Below are 16,816 nucleotides of genomic sequence, written 5' to 3'. Positions count from 1 at the left end.
ATCCTTTATCTAGTATAATGAAAGTTTCGTATCAAGTTCGTTCAACAACGGCCGCTAATCAATTAGTATGCGTAGATCTCTGCAATTCGTCAGGTGTTTTTTATTTGCTTTAATCTTATGCTTTTTTTCAGTCGAAGGTTATCCCCAGCCAGGGGAGCTGAAGTTTAAGCGACTCACTACCCGTAGCGGTTTATCTCAGAGCAATGTTACAAGCGTTGTGAGGGATAAAAGGGGCTTTCTGTGGGTAACTACCCGCGACGGATTGAATAGATTCGACGGATACCAGTTCACGGTCTTTAAGTATGATGCTGACAAGAAGAACGGCATTAGTAGCGACTACATCAGTAGAGTTTTCGAGGATAAGGACGGAAACATATGGGTAGGCAGTACAGGCGGTCTGGATAAGTATGATTGGGCGACCAACTCGTTTACGAACTATAACCCGGAGGGAAGTACTGTCAACGTGAAGAGCATCCTGCAAGACACCGAGGGTAGAATGTGGATTGGTACAAAAAAAGGTCTTTATCTTTTCTACCCGAAAACGGGCAAGTTTAAGGGCTACTTTGCTGACCCAGGGAAACCAAATGCAATTTCCGACAACGATATCAATACGATCGTTGAAATCAAAAGAGGGGAGCTCTGGATAGGAACCACGTCCGGGGGGCTGAATATTTTTAATACGCACAGCCAAACCTTTAAAACAATAAAGCGCGATAAGAATATCAGCGAAAGTCTGAGTGGTAATAACGTAAAGGGAATTATTAAGGACAAGAGAGGAAGGATATGGCTGGCAGTAGAAGGTGGTGGTCTTTCTCAGTTCGACCCCTCTAGCGGTAAATGCAAGCATTTTCGTCACGATCCCAATAACACCAACTCGCTAGGCAGTAATGAGCTTATTGCGATGAGTTTGAGCTCAGACGGAAAGATCTGGGTGGGAGCTGAAGCTGGAGGCTTATCGATCTTCGATCCGGATCGAAATAAGTTCGAGGTTTACCGGCATGATCCTTTTGACGGAAGAAGTTTGAGTCACAATACGGTTAGATATATTTATGAAGACTACACCGGGATTATATGGCTTTGTACCAATAGTGGTGGGATAAGCTATATTTTAAAAACTGCGGAAAAGTTTCAGCATCATCGTGCAGTAGCTTATAAAACCAATAGTCTTAGCAACAATTTAGTAAAAGCCATCGCCGAAGACTCCAAGGGCAATATTTGGATCGGAACAGAGAGCGGCTTAGACATCTTGGATACTAAAACAGGGAATTTTATCCATAAGACGTATCGTCCAAATGATTTGTCTTCGGTCAGCCATAATAATATCTATACAGTTGCCAGAATTGGTCGGGATAGCATGGCTGTAGGAACTCATCTCGGGGGAATGGATTTATTTGATGAAAGAACTGGAAAAGTGTCGCACTACAGACGGCAGGAAGGGAATCCCAATTCGTTGTCGGACAACAGAGTGAATAAAATCTATCTGGACGTAAAAGGGAACGTTTGGGTAGGTACCTGGTTGGGGGGATTAAACCTTTTTGATAAAAAAAGCGGGAAGTTTACCAGCTATAAAAACGATTCCAAAAACCCAAATAGCATCGTCGCCAATCTGGTGTATAGCATTGATGGTGATAAGAGCGGTAATTTGTGGATAGCAACCGACAGAGGCTTAGATTTTTTTGACACTCAAAAGCAGGTGTTTATCCATTTTAAACACGAGAAAAAGAATCCTCGCAGTTTGAGTAGTGATATCATAAACTGTGTCCTCGTGGATAGTAGGGATAGAGTTTGGGCAGGTACTGGCGGCGGCGGTATTAATATCTATGATAGAAAAACTAACAGTTTTACAAAAATTCGTAAAAAGGACGGCCTATCCAACGATTTTATCAACGGGATTCAAGAAGACGCGAAAGGAAACCTCTGGATCAGCACCAATAACGGCATTTCCGAGTACAATCCCAATACAAAGGAATTTAAGAACTATTCTCCTGCAGACGGCTTACAGAGCAATGAGTTCTTTCGCGATGCGAGTTTCAAGAGCGCAGATGGAACCATGTATTTCGGAGGAATTAGTGGTTTGAATATTTTTCATCCTGAACGGATGAAGTTCAATAAGCGGGTTCCTTCTGTCGTATTTACCAATTTTTATCTGTTGAATAAAGCTGTCTCTGTCGGCAATGGTTCACCTTTGCAGGAGACAATAACTACGGTTGATGAAATCACACTCAATCATCGACAGTCTTATTTTACTTTCGAATTTGCAGCCCTCGATTTCACCTCTGCCGAAAAAAATCAGTATGCCTATAAACTGGATGGTTTTGATCAGGACTGGAATTACGTCGGCAGTCAGCGAAAGGCTAGCTATACCAATTTAGATCCTGGCAAATACTACTTCCGGGTGAAAGCGTCGAATAATGATGGAGTTTGGAATGAGAAAGGGATCGGTGTCTGGGTAATTATTGAACCCGCCTGGTGGCAGTCGTGGTGGTTCAGAACGGCTGCTTTGTTGGCCTTAGCCGGACTTCTTCTCGGTCTTGACCGATATCGGTTAAAGCGAGTAGCAAATCAGAAAAGGGAACTGGAGCGTCTCGTGGAAGAGCGGACGGAGGAAGTGGTTAGAAAGTCTCGGGAATTGCAGGCGATGAATGAGGAGCTACAAACGCAGTCGGAAGAGCTTCAGGAGCAGTCGGAAGAGTTACAGGTCCAGTCAGAAGAGATGCAAACCCTTAACGAGGAACTGATGGCACAAACTGAGCATCTGAAGGTTCTGAACGAAGAGTTGCACGAACAAAAAGAGCAGGAACAACTGTCCAGGAAAGAGGCAGAGTTGGCCAAACAGGAAGCAGAAAGGGCAACCCAGGCGAAAAGCGTGTTCCTTGCCACTATGAGTCATGAGATCAGGACACCGATGAATGGCGTGCTCGGAATGGCGTCTTTACTGAAAGAGACGAATCTTGACAGGGAACAAAGAGATTATGCAGAAACAATCTATACCAGTGGCGAGGCGCTTTTGAATGTGATCAATGACATTCTCGACTTCTCTAAGATAGAGTCGGGAAGTATGGAGCTGGATCCGCATGATTTCGAGCTTAGGCAGTGTGTAGAAGAGGTGCTGGACTTGTTCTCAGGCAAGGCAGCTCAAATTGGTCTCGATTTGATTTATCAGCTGGATGCGCAGCTGCCTGCCGTGATTGTTGCTGATGGACTGCGACTGCGTCAGGTGCTGCTGAACTTGGTTGGAAACGCAGTGAAATTCACTCAAAAAGGAGAGGTATTCATTCGTGTATCACTATTAAACCAGAATTCAGATCGCGAGCTGGAGTTGAAATTCGACGTTAGGGACACAGGTATTGGTATTCCCGAGGATAAGTTAAACACACTGTTTAAAGCCTTCTCTCAAGTTGATTCCGCCACTTCCCGCCGATACGGCGGAACCGGCCTTGGTCTGGCTATTAGTGATAGACTGGTCGAATTGATGGGCGGCTCAATTAATGTGGATAGTGAGTTTGGTAAAGGCACTACTTTCAGCTTTACGATCAAAGCCAAAGTAAGTGAACAAGTGCAAACCAAGTATACATATTGTAACATGGTGGGGTGCGAAGGTAAGCGCATTTTGGTGGTAGATGACAATGAAACTAATCTGAAGATCCTAAAACTTCAGTTGGAGCAATGGAAACTGAACGCTGAATTGGCGATATCTGCTGAGCAGGCGTTGGGAATGCTGGCAGCGGGAAAAACGTATGATTTAATGATCTCCGATATGCAGATGCCAGAGATGGATGGCGTACAGCTTACCGAAATCGTGAAGAGAAATCATCCCAACCTACCGGTTATTTTACTTAGTTCCATAGGTGACGAAACTCGGAAGCGCTTCTCGCACTTGTTCAATGCAGTATTGACCAAACCGGTGAAACAACAACAGCTTTGCAATGTAGTGCAGCAGGAGTTAAAAGCCAATCGCGAAAAGGAGAAACAACCGGAACCTACTACTCCATCATTGCTGACAGAAGATATTGCAGTTAAATATCCGTTTAAAATATTGGTAGCTGAAGACAATCCAATCAATCAGAAGCTGATACTAAGAGTCCTGAACAAGTTAGGCTATCAACCAGAGTTGGCACAGAACGGGTTGGAAGTATTGAGCAAACTGGACGCCGAGTATTTCGACCTGATATTTATGGATGTACAGATGCCGGAGATGGACGGTCTGGAAGCCACGCGGCAGGTACGAAGCAGGTACAAAAAGCAACCGCAGATTGTGGCAATGACAGCCAATGCAATGGTAGAAGACAGAGAGGCTTGCCTCGCCGCGGGGATGGATGATTACATGTCGAAACCAATTAAACTGGAAGAACTCGTGAAGCTGTTACAGGCAACTTCCTTGAAAGTTTAGAAATCGTTTTTATTATTATTTTGTGTTTTTCTAATAGCAGTTAAATAAATATAATTTCTTCTTTTAACTGCTATTAGTTTTTATCTTAGTCGGAGCGAAATCCTTGATTTCGAAGCAAATTAACGGCTTTTTGAACAGAGTTGCCAGTGAGTGGGATTTAAGAGATGTTGATGTGCTATTATCTGTTTTGTTAATTGAACATAGGAAGTAGATAATTGATCACAATTAATATAACACAATCTAAATCTCACAAAAATGAACTCTTTTACAAACAATGTAATCACACATGGTTTGAGCGGTAAACAAGGAAACGTGCTCGTTTTTTCCCAGCGCGATAGACTTACCAGCGACTCCCTTCTTCAGAAAAATCAGCAAGTTGTGATTTACCGGAATCAGCAAAACATTAGTTCTGATTTTGAAATCGCTATCGCGGACATGTTGCAGGCTCCGGATATTGAAAAGATCGACATGAGTAATTATAGAGGGCTGCAGGGTGACCAGATCAAAATTACCGTTACTTATGAGCTGCAGGCCGCCGATGTGAGGGTAAGCATCTATAACCCTGACGACACCCTTGCCGAAGAGGGGATTGCCCTGCGATCAGAAAATGAGATTGAGTGGATTTACACCATCCAAAGTTCCAGTACACTTCCGGGGGATAAAATTGTTATCGTCGCTTCAGATGTTGCAGGAAACCGGTCGACAGAGGAAAAACTACTTTCGTAGAAAAATAGAGCAAACAATAAAATACTTAACGCAGAGGGGACTGGAGACAGCCCCCTTTGTTATTCCTGAGCCGTAGGTCTAAAAATAAGTCCGTCGGCCACTTCCGGGCAAATTCCTTGTTGTATCTCTGGTGATTTTCAGTCAGCTTGTTATCTTAGTAAGATTTCTCAGGAATTAGCGTTGATGCATAATGGGCAAAGCCGGCCAGTCTTATCTAATCGATTTCCAAATCAGAAGAGCATTCTTTTTTTTATTATTACTGGCTCTGTTGCCTCACCTCTCATTTTCTCAGCAACGATTTACGATCAGCGGGACCGTGAAGGATGCTAGCACAGGGGAAACCTTGATTGGTGCCAGCGTGAGAGTTGCTGAATCAGAGAAGGGCGCAATAACAAACTCGTACGGCTTCTTCTCCATTACCGTGCCCGAAGGTCAATACAATTTGCAGGTAAGTTACATCGGCTATCAGACAAGTACTAGAAGCCTTAACTTAAACAAAGACGTTCGTCTGGTTGTCCAACTTAATGCCAATGCCTTTCTTCAGGAAGTGGTGGTAAGCGGCCGATCAGCAAAGGAACAGATCCGATCACCTCAAATGAGTCTTGAAAGGCTAAATATGGAAAATATCAAGGATGTTCCAGTGCTGCTAGGCGAGCGGGATGTGTTGAAAACAATCCAATTACTGCCAGGAATTAAGGCCGCTGGCGAAGGGAACAGCGGATTTTATGTGCGTGGAGGGGCTGCCGATCAAAATCTGATTTTGTTGGATGAAGCCAATGTATATAACGCCTCCCATTTGCTCGGATTTTTCTCTACGTTTAATTCAGATGCGATAAAAGATGTAGCCGTCTACAAAGGGGGAATGCCGGCGCAGTACGGCGGCCGACTAGCCTCCGTGGTTGACATAAAAATGAATGAGGGTAACGAAAAGCGATACACTGCTGAAGGAGGGATCGGACTTATTGCTTCCAGATTAAAAGTAGAGGGACCAATTGTGAAAGAAAAGGGCTCTTTTATGGTAAGTGGCAGAAGAACCTACGCCGACCTTTTTTTAAAACTGTCTACCGATACCGCCTTGAAAAATAGCACGCTTTATTTTTATGATCTGAATGCCAAAGCCAACTACAAGTTGAACGATAAGAATACAATCTATTTTTCGACCTACCTGGGTAAGGATATTTTGGGTTTGAACGATGCCTTTAGAATGAACTGGGGTAATACAACTGCCACGTTTCGCTGGAATCATTTGCTGAGCCGTAAAATGTTTTCGAACACCACTTTAATCTATAGCGATTATAACTACGAAATCGAAAACCTAGATCAAAGGAGCGATTTTAGAGTCACCTCCATTATCCGCGACTGGAATCTGAAGCAGGACTACCAGTATTTCGCCAATAATCATACCCTGAGGTTTGGATTGAACGCAAATCACCATCGCATTCAGCCAGGAAAAATTACTTCCTCTCAAAAATCTTCCATCACCAGCAAAACTGTGGAAACACGAAGTGGCTTGGAGTTAGCGGCTTATATATCGAATGAATGGAATGTATCGGATGCGGTTAATCTAAACTATGGCTTGCGCCTGAGTTCATTTCATCTTCTCGGTCCGGGTAGCTTTAATACTTATAGCGATGAGGGGCGTATAACGAGGACGCAGAATTTCCGCAAGGGAGAAGTAGTGAAATCTTATTTGAATTTGGAGCCCAGGCTTGCGGTAAGCTACCGTCTTAATGAAAACACTTCCATCAAAACGTCCTATACCCGAAATACTCAAAACCTCCATCTGTTGTCCAACTCCACGTCGGCTCTACCTACCGATCTCTGGATTATGAGCAGTAACAACGTAAAGCCCGAAATTGCAGACCAGGTTGCTTTGGGTTATTATCGCAACTTCAACAACGACAACTGGGAGTTTTCGGCGGAAGTGTATTATAAGGATATGCAGAATCAAATCGATTACAGGAATGCGGCGGAGTTGCGGGCGAATGAGAACGTCGAATCTGAACTGCTTTTTGGTCTTGGACGTGCTTACGGTATTGAACTGTTTCTGAAGAAAAGGTACGGAAATATTAACGGCTGGCTGGGCTACACACTTTCGCGTACAGAACGCTCCTTCACAGGGATCGATAACGGAAATTACTTCCCTGCGAAACAAGATCGTACCCACGACATATCTGCTGTTGGTATATATAACCTCAGTAAGCGTTGGACATTTTCCGGTACCTTTGTTTTCAATACCGGCAATGCCATTACTTTCCCAAGTGGCAAGTACCAGGTAGAAGGGCAGACGAGGTTTTATTATACGGAGCGGAATGGTTACAGAATGCCAAACTATCACAGGTTGGACCTCGCCGCTACCTTAGAGGGAAGGCCGGAAAAGAAGTATAAGTCGAGCTGGACGTTTGGCTTCTACAATGCCTATAACCGGCAGAATGCATACGTTGTTGATTTTCGGGATAACCCGGACGATCCATCAAAAACACAGGCTGTGCAGACAGCGCTCTTTGGGATAATTCCGTCTGTTACCTGGAATTTTAAATTTTAGGAGAAATGAGAAAAAAGCTGGGGTTTTTAGCGCTATTTCTGTCGACTGTTTTTCAATACGCTTGTGAAAAAGTTATCGATGTTGATCTTAACTCAGCGGGCTACCAATACGTGGTAGAGGGTACAGTTGTAAATCAGGCAGATAGTCAGGTAGTTAAAATTTCACGGTCTGTTGCGGTAAGCGATGCTAGTGTGTTTCCTGCGGTTTCAGGTGCTACGGTTACTGTTACTGATGACCAGGGTGGGCAGTTTGCCTTTCGTGAAAGAAGACCGGGTGTGTATAGCTCGAGGCGCCTAAGAGGAACCCCCGGTAGAACATATACCTTAAATGTTCAGGTTGAGGGGAATGTATTTACGGCAAGCTCAAGAATGCCGGCTCAAGTCGCTATCGATTCGATTGGTGTATCGATGACTTCTTTTTTTGATGAAGAGCAGAAAACGGTGCAGTTGCTATTTAGTGATCCACCTAATCGGGCAAACTACTATCGTTATGTACTTGGAGTAAATGGTAAGAAATCCCGCAATATTTTTGCGTATAATGATGAGTTTACGGATGGGCGAAAAGTGAACCGGGAGCTTTTTGATTTCGATCTCAACCTAAAAACCGGCGACATTGCACATGTAGAAATGCATTGCATTGATGCTGTTCTTTATCGCTACTGGCAAGGGCTCGACCAGAATGAGAATAGGGGAGGCGCTTCTACTACGCCTGCCAATCCGGTCACCAATATTAAGGGTGGCGCACTCGGCTACTTTAGTGCGCATACGGTGCAGCGAGAATCGGTTGTTATCCCCTGATATGATCAGTGAAGGTTGTTATAGTTGTTGAAAGGTGTGCTGTCTAAAAGGGGAATCAACTTAGTCTTACCTTCTAAAAAGCGATCGTGGAGGCTGTATTTCTTAAACGCTTTGTTTTCAAATTTCCTGAAAACCTCTTTAAGCGCTTTTGAGGTATAGATAGCGCAGAATGTTTGTGCAAAGCCGTCCTGATCATAAACGTAATAATCATAACCCGGTTCCGAGCTATAAACGTTCAACAAGCCTTGAAGCGTGCTGTTGTCCATATCAATCAAGTCACAGGCCATGAGCAGTAGGTCTTTATCCGGGAAATTCTTATGCACGGTAAGCAAGCCCTCAAGAGGACCTTCTATCTCGAGATTATCAACGATCAAGGTTCCGTTGGGGAAAATGGCTTCATAACTTTCCTGCTGAGTTGGGTTAATTGAGAGAGCTACCGGCAGATCAAGTTCTTCCAGCTTGTTTGCCACCATTATCGCCCACGGTTTTCCATTGGTATTAAGAAGTCCTTTGTCGCTACCCATCCGCTTACTTTGCCCACCGCATAAAACGACACCCAGGAGGGTATTCATTTTCTCTGTTTGGTTATGATATTGCATGTCGACTAAAATTACTGCTCCTGCTTTCTGTCCGAGTGCCCCAAGCTCTTACCCGGCGCTACCATATCTCGTACTTTCTGCTTCAGTTCTTTGATCTCAGGAAAACCTCCCGCTGCTTTTCTGTCGAAGATTTCTGCCTCGTCAATAAATATTTTAAAAGTTCCACTGGTTTCACTAGGCTTTAACGTAACGCCGTAGATATCTTCACTGAACGTCGTCAGTAACTCTTGGGCAAAGTAAGCCGATCGCAGCATCCAGCCGCACTTCGGACAGTATTCAACAGTGATATTGGGCTTCATCTTAGCGTTGTTTTTTATCAGTGGGATTATTGATTGGTCTCTTTTTCCACTTCGTAAATATGTTTATGAGGATCGCCCGTTAATTCATGGCAATTGCAATTACCTCCCCATTTTTTAGTTCCATCCGTAAAAAACTCACACTTCCAAATGGGAACCTCGTGTTTGATCCGATCTATTATGTAGCGGTTAGCCTCGTAAGCCTCACGACGATGAGGTGTAGCTGTAATTACCACAACCGCAGATTCTCCGACTGCTACTTTGCCTACCCGGTGTTGTGCAACGGCAATGTTTAAATTCCACTTGCGTTTTGCTTCGTCCAGTATTTCCGCTATCATCTTTGCGGCCATCGTGGCACGTGCTTCGTACTCGAGGTAGGCCACCTGCTTTCCAAGGTTATTGTCGCGCACATCTCCACTGAAAAGAACTACGGCCCCAGCCAATGGGTGATGAGCACCGGCCAGTAGTCCGACAAGATCAAGCGGCTGATCAGAAATATAGGTGCTAACCTCCACTGCTGGGAGGGATGATACAGATGTAGTCATTTTCTTTCAATTGATAATTGTGGTCAACAAATTCATCTTCCACGGCAAAACGGCAAGAACTTAGCACTTGTTCTGCTGCTGGATTTAGATCAAGCAGGTGCTGCTTCAATGATTCAATATCAGAAAGACGAGCAGGAACAATGAACTTTTTATCGAAATAGTCCTTCAGCAATGCAAAAACTTCAACTTCCATTTTATCCTCCAATAGTTAACATACTCAGGCTGCTGCCGGTAAACTTTAAGCTCTGCTTCTGCTTTAAGGCTTGTTGCAGCTTTTCCGCCAGCTGATCCTCGCTTAGGATACTCCTCACAGAGATGGGATGATTACTGCTCAGGCAACCATAAATATTCCCAAGAGAATCTAGTCTTAGCCGGTTACAATCGCCGCAGAACGGTTCGCTTTCATTGGCCACCACACCGAAAATCTGTCCTTCAGTAGTCTGCCAGTAGTTGGCTGTTGAAGCGTGTTTGCGCAGCAATCGGCTGAAGCTGTATTGGGTTCCAATACGTTCGAGCATTTCCTCTTGCGAAAAGAAGTATTGATCAGCCTGTCCGTGCAAATGTCCCATCGCCATAATTTCTAAAAAGCGAATTTTTATATTTCGTTGAAAGGCAAAATCGAGCAGGGGAAGCAGCTGGCTTTCATTCAATCCCTTCATGATCACCGAATTTATCTTTACTTCAATTCCCACACCAATCGCTGCCTCAATGCCGTTCAAGATCCGGTCTATCCCGCTACGACGGCTGACTTTATAAAAGATATCCTCATCGATTGCATCGAGTGAGACATTTACTGACCTTAGTCCGGCTTCTTTAAGTTCGGCTGCTTGTTGCTCGAGCAGTAAGCCATTCGTAGTCAGTTTCAGGTCTTGTATCCCAAGCTCCCTTACCTGTCTTATTATTTTTGCAAGATTTTTATAGAGTAGAGGTTCTCCGCCCGTGAACCGAACCGTTTCCAGATCCAACATCTGGTGCAGCTGCTTTATAACCGAAGAAAGCTCTTCTGGCGTAAGTCCCAGTTCCTGGCGTAATATGTGATTTTCCTTGAGATCTTCTGTTCCACAGGTGCAGTACACGCAACCCAAATTGCAGGTGTTAATTAAACTGACCCGAAGGGTTTTAAACCTTCTCCCAAATTCGTCTCTTAGCTCTCTCATCACATAAAAAATATCAGCTTTGCCGAAGCAATGGCTAAAACTGCTGTTAACAGATAACGTACTGTAGCCATCCTGAATTGCTGGCTTCCAAAATAAGCTCCGGTGATGCCTCCTGCGAAAGCAGCAAGAAACCATATTGTAGCCGAAGGAGTAGCAACAATCTCTCCCGGATGTCCCAACAGTCCTGAAACAGAATTCAGTACTATAAATAATGCAGAGGCGGTAGCAGCTTCTTTGGCATTCGCCCATGCTAAAAGCATGAGCAGCGGGCTTAAAAAGATACCACCTCCGATGCTTAACATGCCCGAAAGGAAACCGAGGACAATGCCGAGTCCGATAGCCAATGGTACTTGTACTTCCTTTTTAATTTTTTCTGCGGGGGAAAAGCCTAGCAGACGTATAACTGGAATTATTAAGGCCAGACCCAACAGTAAGTTATATATGTCGCCTTTCACGGCCATTTTTGACCCGACAAAGGCGGCAGGAATAGACGTTAGTAGAAATGGCCAACACAGTTTCCATTTGAAATAACCTGCCCGAGCAAATTGGACAAATCCGGTGCCGGCTACCAGGATGTTCAACACAAGAATCAGCGGCTTGTATTCTGCCACTGGAATGGAAAAAATGGAAAGCACGGCCAGGTACCCGCTAGCACCGCCATGGCCAACTGAAGCGTACAAAAAGCCAATAATGAAAAGGGATAAAGCCAAGAGTACATTGTAATCCATCTCTCACAAATGTACCAATGAATTTTTATCTACCTCTAAAAAATCTGACTTTGGAGAATCGCAGGTAGGGCAGCTATAGGCTTCCGGTAAAAAATTAAAAGTTGTGCCTGCTTTAATGTTATTAAGATCGTCGCCATAAGTTGGGTCATAGATTGTTCCACAATGTTTACACTGATGGATTAACACTTTTTCATCCTCGAAGTTTGATGTCTCCTCCTGATTGGCTAAACTGGTAGTCGTGAAGGTGTTGTCTCCGATTTGGAGATCATAAAAATAGTCGGTCAGCCCGGCGAGCTCTTCCGGTAATTTTTCGAGGCTAACGTTATTGCGATACAGGATGAAGTCTTTGGAGTTGGGATTGAAATCACGCGTGTGAAGTATGTCGAACTGTTCCTGAGCTTCTGGGCCAACTTCAAACTGTTTTCGAATGATAACCGATCCGAACAAGCCCGTTTTAGGATTGGTTTTAATAGCGAAACAGAGCTTAAATGTTCGAATGTCCTCCTGATCGAAGTATCTCACGAGCTTTTGTTTAAGCTGTAGTCCGTAGGCACATTGATCCTCGATCTGCCAGTTAAGCTCGTTAGAAGCGTGGCGAACGTTGATCCGGTTCTTAGCCAGCACAAAGTTCCATAGCTTGCGGTCTTCCGGGTTGATGTCTTTTATAATGAGCGACTTCCAGGGCGTGGTATAAATCTGCCCCACACGAGTTTGCAGGCAAACAGAGCAGATATCTTTTAGAAACGCTACCGAATATTCTTCGTTGCGTTTATAGATACCCAGCCAGAATTTATTACCATATTTATTAAACCCTTCGTAATAAGGGAGTTGAAAATCAGGTAGACGGAGTGGCTCTGTGATTGGTTGATCTATAAAACGTTTCTCGGAAGTAACAGAGTCAAAGAGCTCCTGTCCGTCGATGCCTTCCTTGTCGTAGAATAGCTCTTTCTGTCCAAAAATTTTCTCCTCTATCAGCTTGCTCAGTAAAGGAATATCTTCTGTGTACACCAGGGAGGGCCAGTAGAAGAAGGTGTTTGTTTTGGGGAAGCGGATGTGGAGATGCCAGAAATTACTTACTGCCGAAGCGATGAAATTGAGATTTCCGGTAAAAAATGGGATGAATGTCTGGTTGTTATCCGCCAGGTTGATTTTCAGTTTGGGCTGATAATCAAATAAATCAAGGATGTCCTTATATACTCCTTCCCGTAACCAGTTCGACGTACTGAAGATATCTTCCGAGACATAAGAACTGATGATGTTTGGGTAGCTGTCCTCGTTTTTCTCGTATTCAATATCTGCAATGAGAAATTCGTGTTCCAGGTCTTCCAGTTCCTGCTCGCTAACATTCAAGAAGAGTTGCTGGCGATTGCCCAGGCTGACTTTAGTAATGCCCGCTTTCTCTGCTGCTTTTAAGATCTCTAACAGGTCGCCGGCGGCCACAATGCCGCCGGGCAAGTTGACTTTTATGATATAATTTGTCTCGGTGATCTCTTTCATACAACAGCATTTTCTGTGATTAGTTCCTCTAAACTCACTTCCAGTAGGCGTTTTACTTCCGGGCGACAAGAGCCGCAACCAGTGCCCGCGCCAGTAGCGGCACAAAGTTGTTTGAGGTCTGTGCAACCGGCCTGAATTTTACTTTTGATGTTTTCAGAACCAACATTATTACAACTGCAAACCAGTTTTCCCAGTACCGGATCTGCTTTTTTACCGCTTCTTAGCAGCTGAATTCGTTTCTCGCTCAGTTCGATTTTCTTGCCGATGAGCTCCCGAAACTCCTGAAACTCGGTTTTGTCGCCAATTAATATGGCACCAACAAGCCGGTCCTCATGGATAATGCACTTCTTGTAATATCTTTTTGCTTTGTCTATGAACACGATCTCTTCATAGTGTTTGTCATCCGGCGATTCAGGCAAACCAATGCTGCAAAGATCAAAACCTTGGATTTTTATGATATTCATGAAGAGGCTGCCTTTATAGTAGCTGGCGATATCGCCGTTAAGGAACTTTGCCACTACATCTGCCTGTTCTTCTGCTGCTGCCGTGATACCGTACAGCGTGCCTTCAAACTCTGCGATTTCTCCAATAGCAAAGATGGATGGATCTGAAGTCTGGAGTCTTTCGTTTACCACTACCCCGCGCTTACAATCCAGATCTATATCCTTCGCCAATTCTATATTCGGAACTGTTCCGATAGCAAGAATCATGGCATCGCAATCGATCTTTCTGCCACTTGCCAGTCCAACTCCCGTTAATTTATTTCTTCCGTAGAAAAGTTGAACTTCGTCGTTGTAATAAATATCGCAGCCCTGGTCTACCATCTCTTCGTGTAATAACTGGCTTCCAAGAGCATCTAACTGGCGATTAAGGAATCGTGAAATACGTTGCACGATCGTTACTTTAACTCCGATTTCCCGCAACGAGGCTGCCATTTCCAGTCCCAGCAGTCCGCCGCCAACGATCAGCACATGGGCTTGCTTGGGAATATGTTTCTTGAAGTTGTCGGCATCCGTACGACTGCGCATCGTGAAAATACCAGGCAGGGAAGGGACGTTCTTCGGAACTGCTGCACGACTACCGGTTGCCATGATAAGAATGTCATACTCTGTTTTCTGACCTCTCGAGTCGATAACGTATTTCTCTTCCCTGTTTACTTTCTCCACGCTCACTCCTCTTAAAAGCCTGATATTGTATTCAGGTTCTTCCGAGTCTTTCATCTTTACCAGTTGTTCCCACTGTTGCTCACCACTGATATAGTCTGGCAGCATCACCCGATTGTAAAAAGGAAAGTTTTCCTTGCTGAAAATGGTGATTTGATCGTCCTGATTAATTTCCCTGTAGCTTTTAACAAATCCGAAAGCACCTGCTCCGGCGCCGATGACTACAATTCGTTGTGCCGGTTTCTTATATTTTTCTACGCTAACTGCACAGTATTTGAAGTCGGGTTCCTTAGAGAGGGGGTCGAGTAAAGCACTGGTAACGTTGTTGGCACGATTCAAATCGCTACCTAAAATTTTACCCCAATGCATGGGAAGGAAGACCACTCCGGGCTTTATCGTAGCCGAAACTTTTGCCCTCACCCGGACGTCACCACGACGGGATTTCACCACCGCTATTTCACCTTCTTTAAGTCCTAATCGCTCTGCATCTTCCGGGTGGATTTCGATAAACGCCTGTGAAATGTGCTGTTTTAGCTTATTTACCTTGCCTGTTTTGCTCATAGTATGCCACTGGTCACGGATACGGCCGGTGGTGAGGATAAATGGAAAGTCAGCATCAGGGGCCTCACTGCTGAAAATATCCTCAGGTGCATGAAGAATTGCTTTTTGAGAAGGAGTATAGAATTTTTTGTCCACGAAAAGCCGCTTAGTGCTCGTGTTATTTCTTTTATTGAATGGCCATTGTATGGTTTTATTGGCTTTAATTATGCTGTAGTCCAGCCCTTTTATATTGATACTGGTTTTGTCAGTAAGTTTAGCATGTTCCTTATAGATCTCTTCCGACGAAGCGAAGTCAAATCCAGAGAATCCCATCTTTTGTGCAAAACGACAGATGATTTCAGCATCAGGAAGGGCCTCTCCAGGGGGGGGCACAATTTTGTTAAGATGGCTGATGCGTCTTTCAGAGTTAGTCATGGTGCCTTCTTTTTCTGCCCATGCTGCAGCAGGGAGCACCACATCTGCGTATTTTAAAGTTTCAGGCTTATTGCTGATTTCCTGAACTACCACAAATTTTGCCTTTTTTAACGCTTCTTCCGCGAAACGTGCGTTTGGCAAACTAGTGAGCGGGTTGGTACAAAGGATCCAAATAGCTTTCAAGCGACCGTCGTTCAAGGCTTCAAACATTTCGGTAGCAGTTAAGCCGGGCTTTTCAGCGATGGGTCCGCTTCCCCAAAATTTTTGTACCTCTCCGCGGTGAAGAGGATTGGCCAGGTTGCGGTGTGCTGGAAGCAAGTTCGACAAACCACCTACTTCCCGGCCACCCATAGCGTTGGGTTGTCCCGTTAAAGAGAACGGACCTGAACCGGGCTTGCCAATATGACCGGTGATCAGATTGAGATTTATCAGACTGAGATTTTTATTTACGCCAACGGCACTTTGGTTAAGCCCCATAGTCCACATAGTCAGAAAGCCGCGGGCGTTCCCGATGTATTCGGCTGCCAGCCTGATATCGTCTTCACTGACTCCGCAAATGATAGCGGCTTCGTACAAACTCTTCCGAAATACCATCTCCCGGTATTTCAGGTAGCCCTCTGTGTGGTTGTTTATAAATTCGGTGTCGATATCGCCCCGCTCGATCAGGGCCCTGCCGATGGCGTAATTTAAGGTAACGTCTGTTCCCGGATTAATCTGAAGATGAAGATCAGCAACAGAGCAGGTATCCGTAACCCTTGGATCTACCACAATGATTTTTACATCGGGATTGGCGGATTTGTGGGCTTCAACTCGTCTCCATAAGATGGGATGACACCAGGCGGGATTAGCTCCCGTCACGTAAAAGCAATCTGCCAGTTCGATGTCGTCATAACAAACAGGAACACTATCTTCCCCTAAGGACATTTTGTATCCCACTACCGCGCTGCTCATACACAGGCGGGAATTCGTGTCGATGTTATTACTTCCAATAAAGCCTTTAATCAGCTTGTTGATAACGTAGTACTCTTCGGTTAAACACTGTCCAGAAGCGTAAAATGCAACCGAGTCAGGGCCGTATTTATCGATAAAGGTTTTAAAAACAGCAGCTGTGCGCTCCAAGGCAGCATCCCAGGAGACCCGTTGTCTCGGCATGTTTTTGTTAAACCGCATTTCCGGATACAGTAAGCGGTCGCTTTTATCGTTCACCGTGTACTGCAGGTTCATCCCTTTGCTGCAGAGCATCCCCTTGTTTACCGGATGATCTTTATCACCAGTTACCGTTATCGAGCCATTTTTCTCAATATCTACCACTACTCCACATCCCACTCCGCAATAGCCGCAAGTGCTTGTGAATGAGTTTCCGCCTTTCTTATGCTCCATGCAATCTCCTTGAATTTG

At 44.6% G+C, this 16,816-nt stretch carries 12 protein-coding genes; 4 read left to right on the top strand and 8 right to left on the bottom strand.

Annotated features, from left to right (window positions below):
- Positions 1–67: 67 nt before the first annotated feature.
- From J4N23_RS03230 to J4N23_RS03215, 4 genes are all read left to right on the top strand, one after another.
- Positions 68–4,390, top strand: coding sequence for a two-component regulator propeller domain-containing protein (locus J4N23_RS03230; protein WP_370527230.1), 4,323 nt, complete (start codon positions 68–70; stop codon positions 4,388–4,390).
- 255 nt (positions 4,391–4,645) lie between these two features.
- Positions 4,646–5,116: a hypothetical protein gene (locus J4N23_RS03225; protein ID WP_207425558.1), complete on the top strand. Its 471-nt coding sequence runs from the start codon at positions 4,646–4,648 to the stop codon at positions 5,114–5,116.
- 190 nt (positions 5,117–5,306) lie between these two features.
- Entirely contained in the window at positions 5,307–7,661 is a 2,355-nt protein-coding gene (locus tag J4N23_RS03220) for a TonB-dependent receptor (RefSeq protein WP_207425557.1), read from the top strand.
- Positions 7,662–7,666: 5 nt separating this feature from the next.
- Positions 7,667–8,458, top strand: a complete 792-nt coding sequence (locus J4N23_RS03215; RefSeq protein WP_207425556.1) for a DUF4249 domain-containing protein — start codon at positions 7,667–7,669, stop codon at positions 8,456–8,458.
- A 5-nt stretch (positions 8,459–8,463) separates the two neighbouring features.
- Here J4N23_RS03215 and J4N23_RS03210 read toward each other — a convergent pair whose 3' ends face one another.
- The 8 genes from J4N23_RS03210 to J4N23_RS03175 are packed head-to-tail and all read right to left on the bottom strand — an operon-like array spanning position 8,464 to position 16,798.
- Positions 8,464–9,030 (bottom strand): molybdenum cofactor guanylyltransferase, encoded by a 567-nt coding sequence (locus J4N23_RS03210; protein WP_207425555.1) that lies wholly within the window; start codon positions 9,028–9,030, stop codon positions 8,464–8,466.
- Positions 9,031–9,068: 38 nt separating this feature from the next.
- The gene (locus J4N23_RS03205) at positions 9,069–9,356 is read right to left on the bottom strand and encodes a SelT/SelW/SelH family protein (RefSeq protein WP_207425554.1); all 288 of its coding nucleotides are present in this window, start codon (positions 9,354–9,356) and stop codon (positions 9,069–9,071) included.
- Between the two features lie 26 nt (positions 9,357–9,382).
- Positions 9,383–9,898 carry a molybdenum cofactor biosynthesis protein MoaE gene (locus tag J4N23_RS03200; protein WP_207425553.1) on the bottom strand — a complete coding sequence of 172 codons (516 nt, stop codon included), beginning with the start codon at positions 9,896–9,898 and terminating at the stop codon, positions 9,383–9,385.
- Entirely contained in the window at positions 9,858–10,091 is a 234-nt protein-coding gene (locus J4N23_RS03195; protein ID WP_207425552.1) for a MoaD/ThiS family protein, read from the bottom strand. The genes J4N23_RS03200 and J4N23_RS03195 overlap by 41 nt, the downstream gene beginning before the upstream one ends.
- Before the next feature lies 1 nt (position 10,092).
- Positions 10,093–11,055 carry a GTP 3',8-cyclase MoaA gene (locus J4N23_RS03190; protein WP_207425551.1) on the bottom strand — a complete coding sequence of 321 codons (963 nt, stop codon included), beginning with the start codon at positions 11,053–11,055 and terminating at the stop codon, positions 10,093–10,095.
- Complete coding sequence (locus tag J4N23_RS03185; protein ID WP_207425550.1) at positions 11,055–11,765, bottom strand: sulfite exporter TauE/SafE family protein; 711 nt, start codon at positions 11,763–11,765, stop codon at positions 11,055–11,057. The genes J4N23_RS03190 and J4N23_RS03185 overlap by 1 nt, the downstream gene beginning before the upstream one ends.
- Positions 11,766–11,786: 21 nt before the next feature.
- On the bottom strand, positions 11,787–13,280 hold the full coding sequence (locus J4N23_RS03180) for a rubredoxin domain-containing protein (protein WP_207425549.1): 1,494 nt from the start codon (positions 13,278–13,280) through the stop codon (positions 11,787–11,789).
- Positions 13,277–16,798, bottom strand: coding sequence for a nitrate reductase (locus tag J4N23_RS03175; protein WP_207425548.1), 3,522 nt, complete (start codon positions 16,796–16,798; stop codon positions 13,277–13,279). Before J4N23_RS03175 ends, J4N23_RS03180 begins: the two co-directional genes overlap by 4 nt.
- Between the last annotated feature and the right edge of the window lie 18 nt (positions 16,799–16,816).

This window comes from Pedobacter sp. SYSU D00535, from assembly GCF_017355855.1.
Taxonomy (GTDB): Bacteria; Bacteroidota; Bacteroidia; order Sphingobacteriales; family Sphingobacteriaceae; genus Desertivirga.
This window is presented reverse-complemented; position numbering and strand designations above follow the sequence as displayed.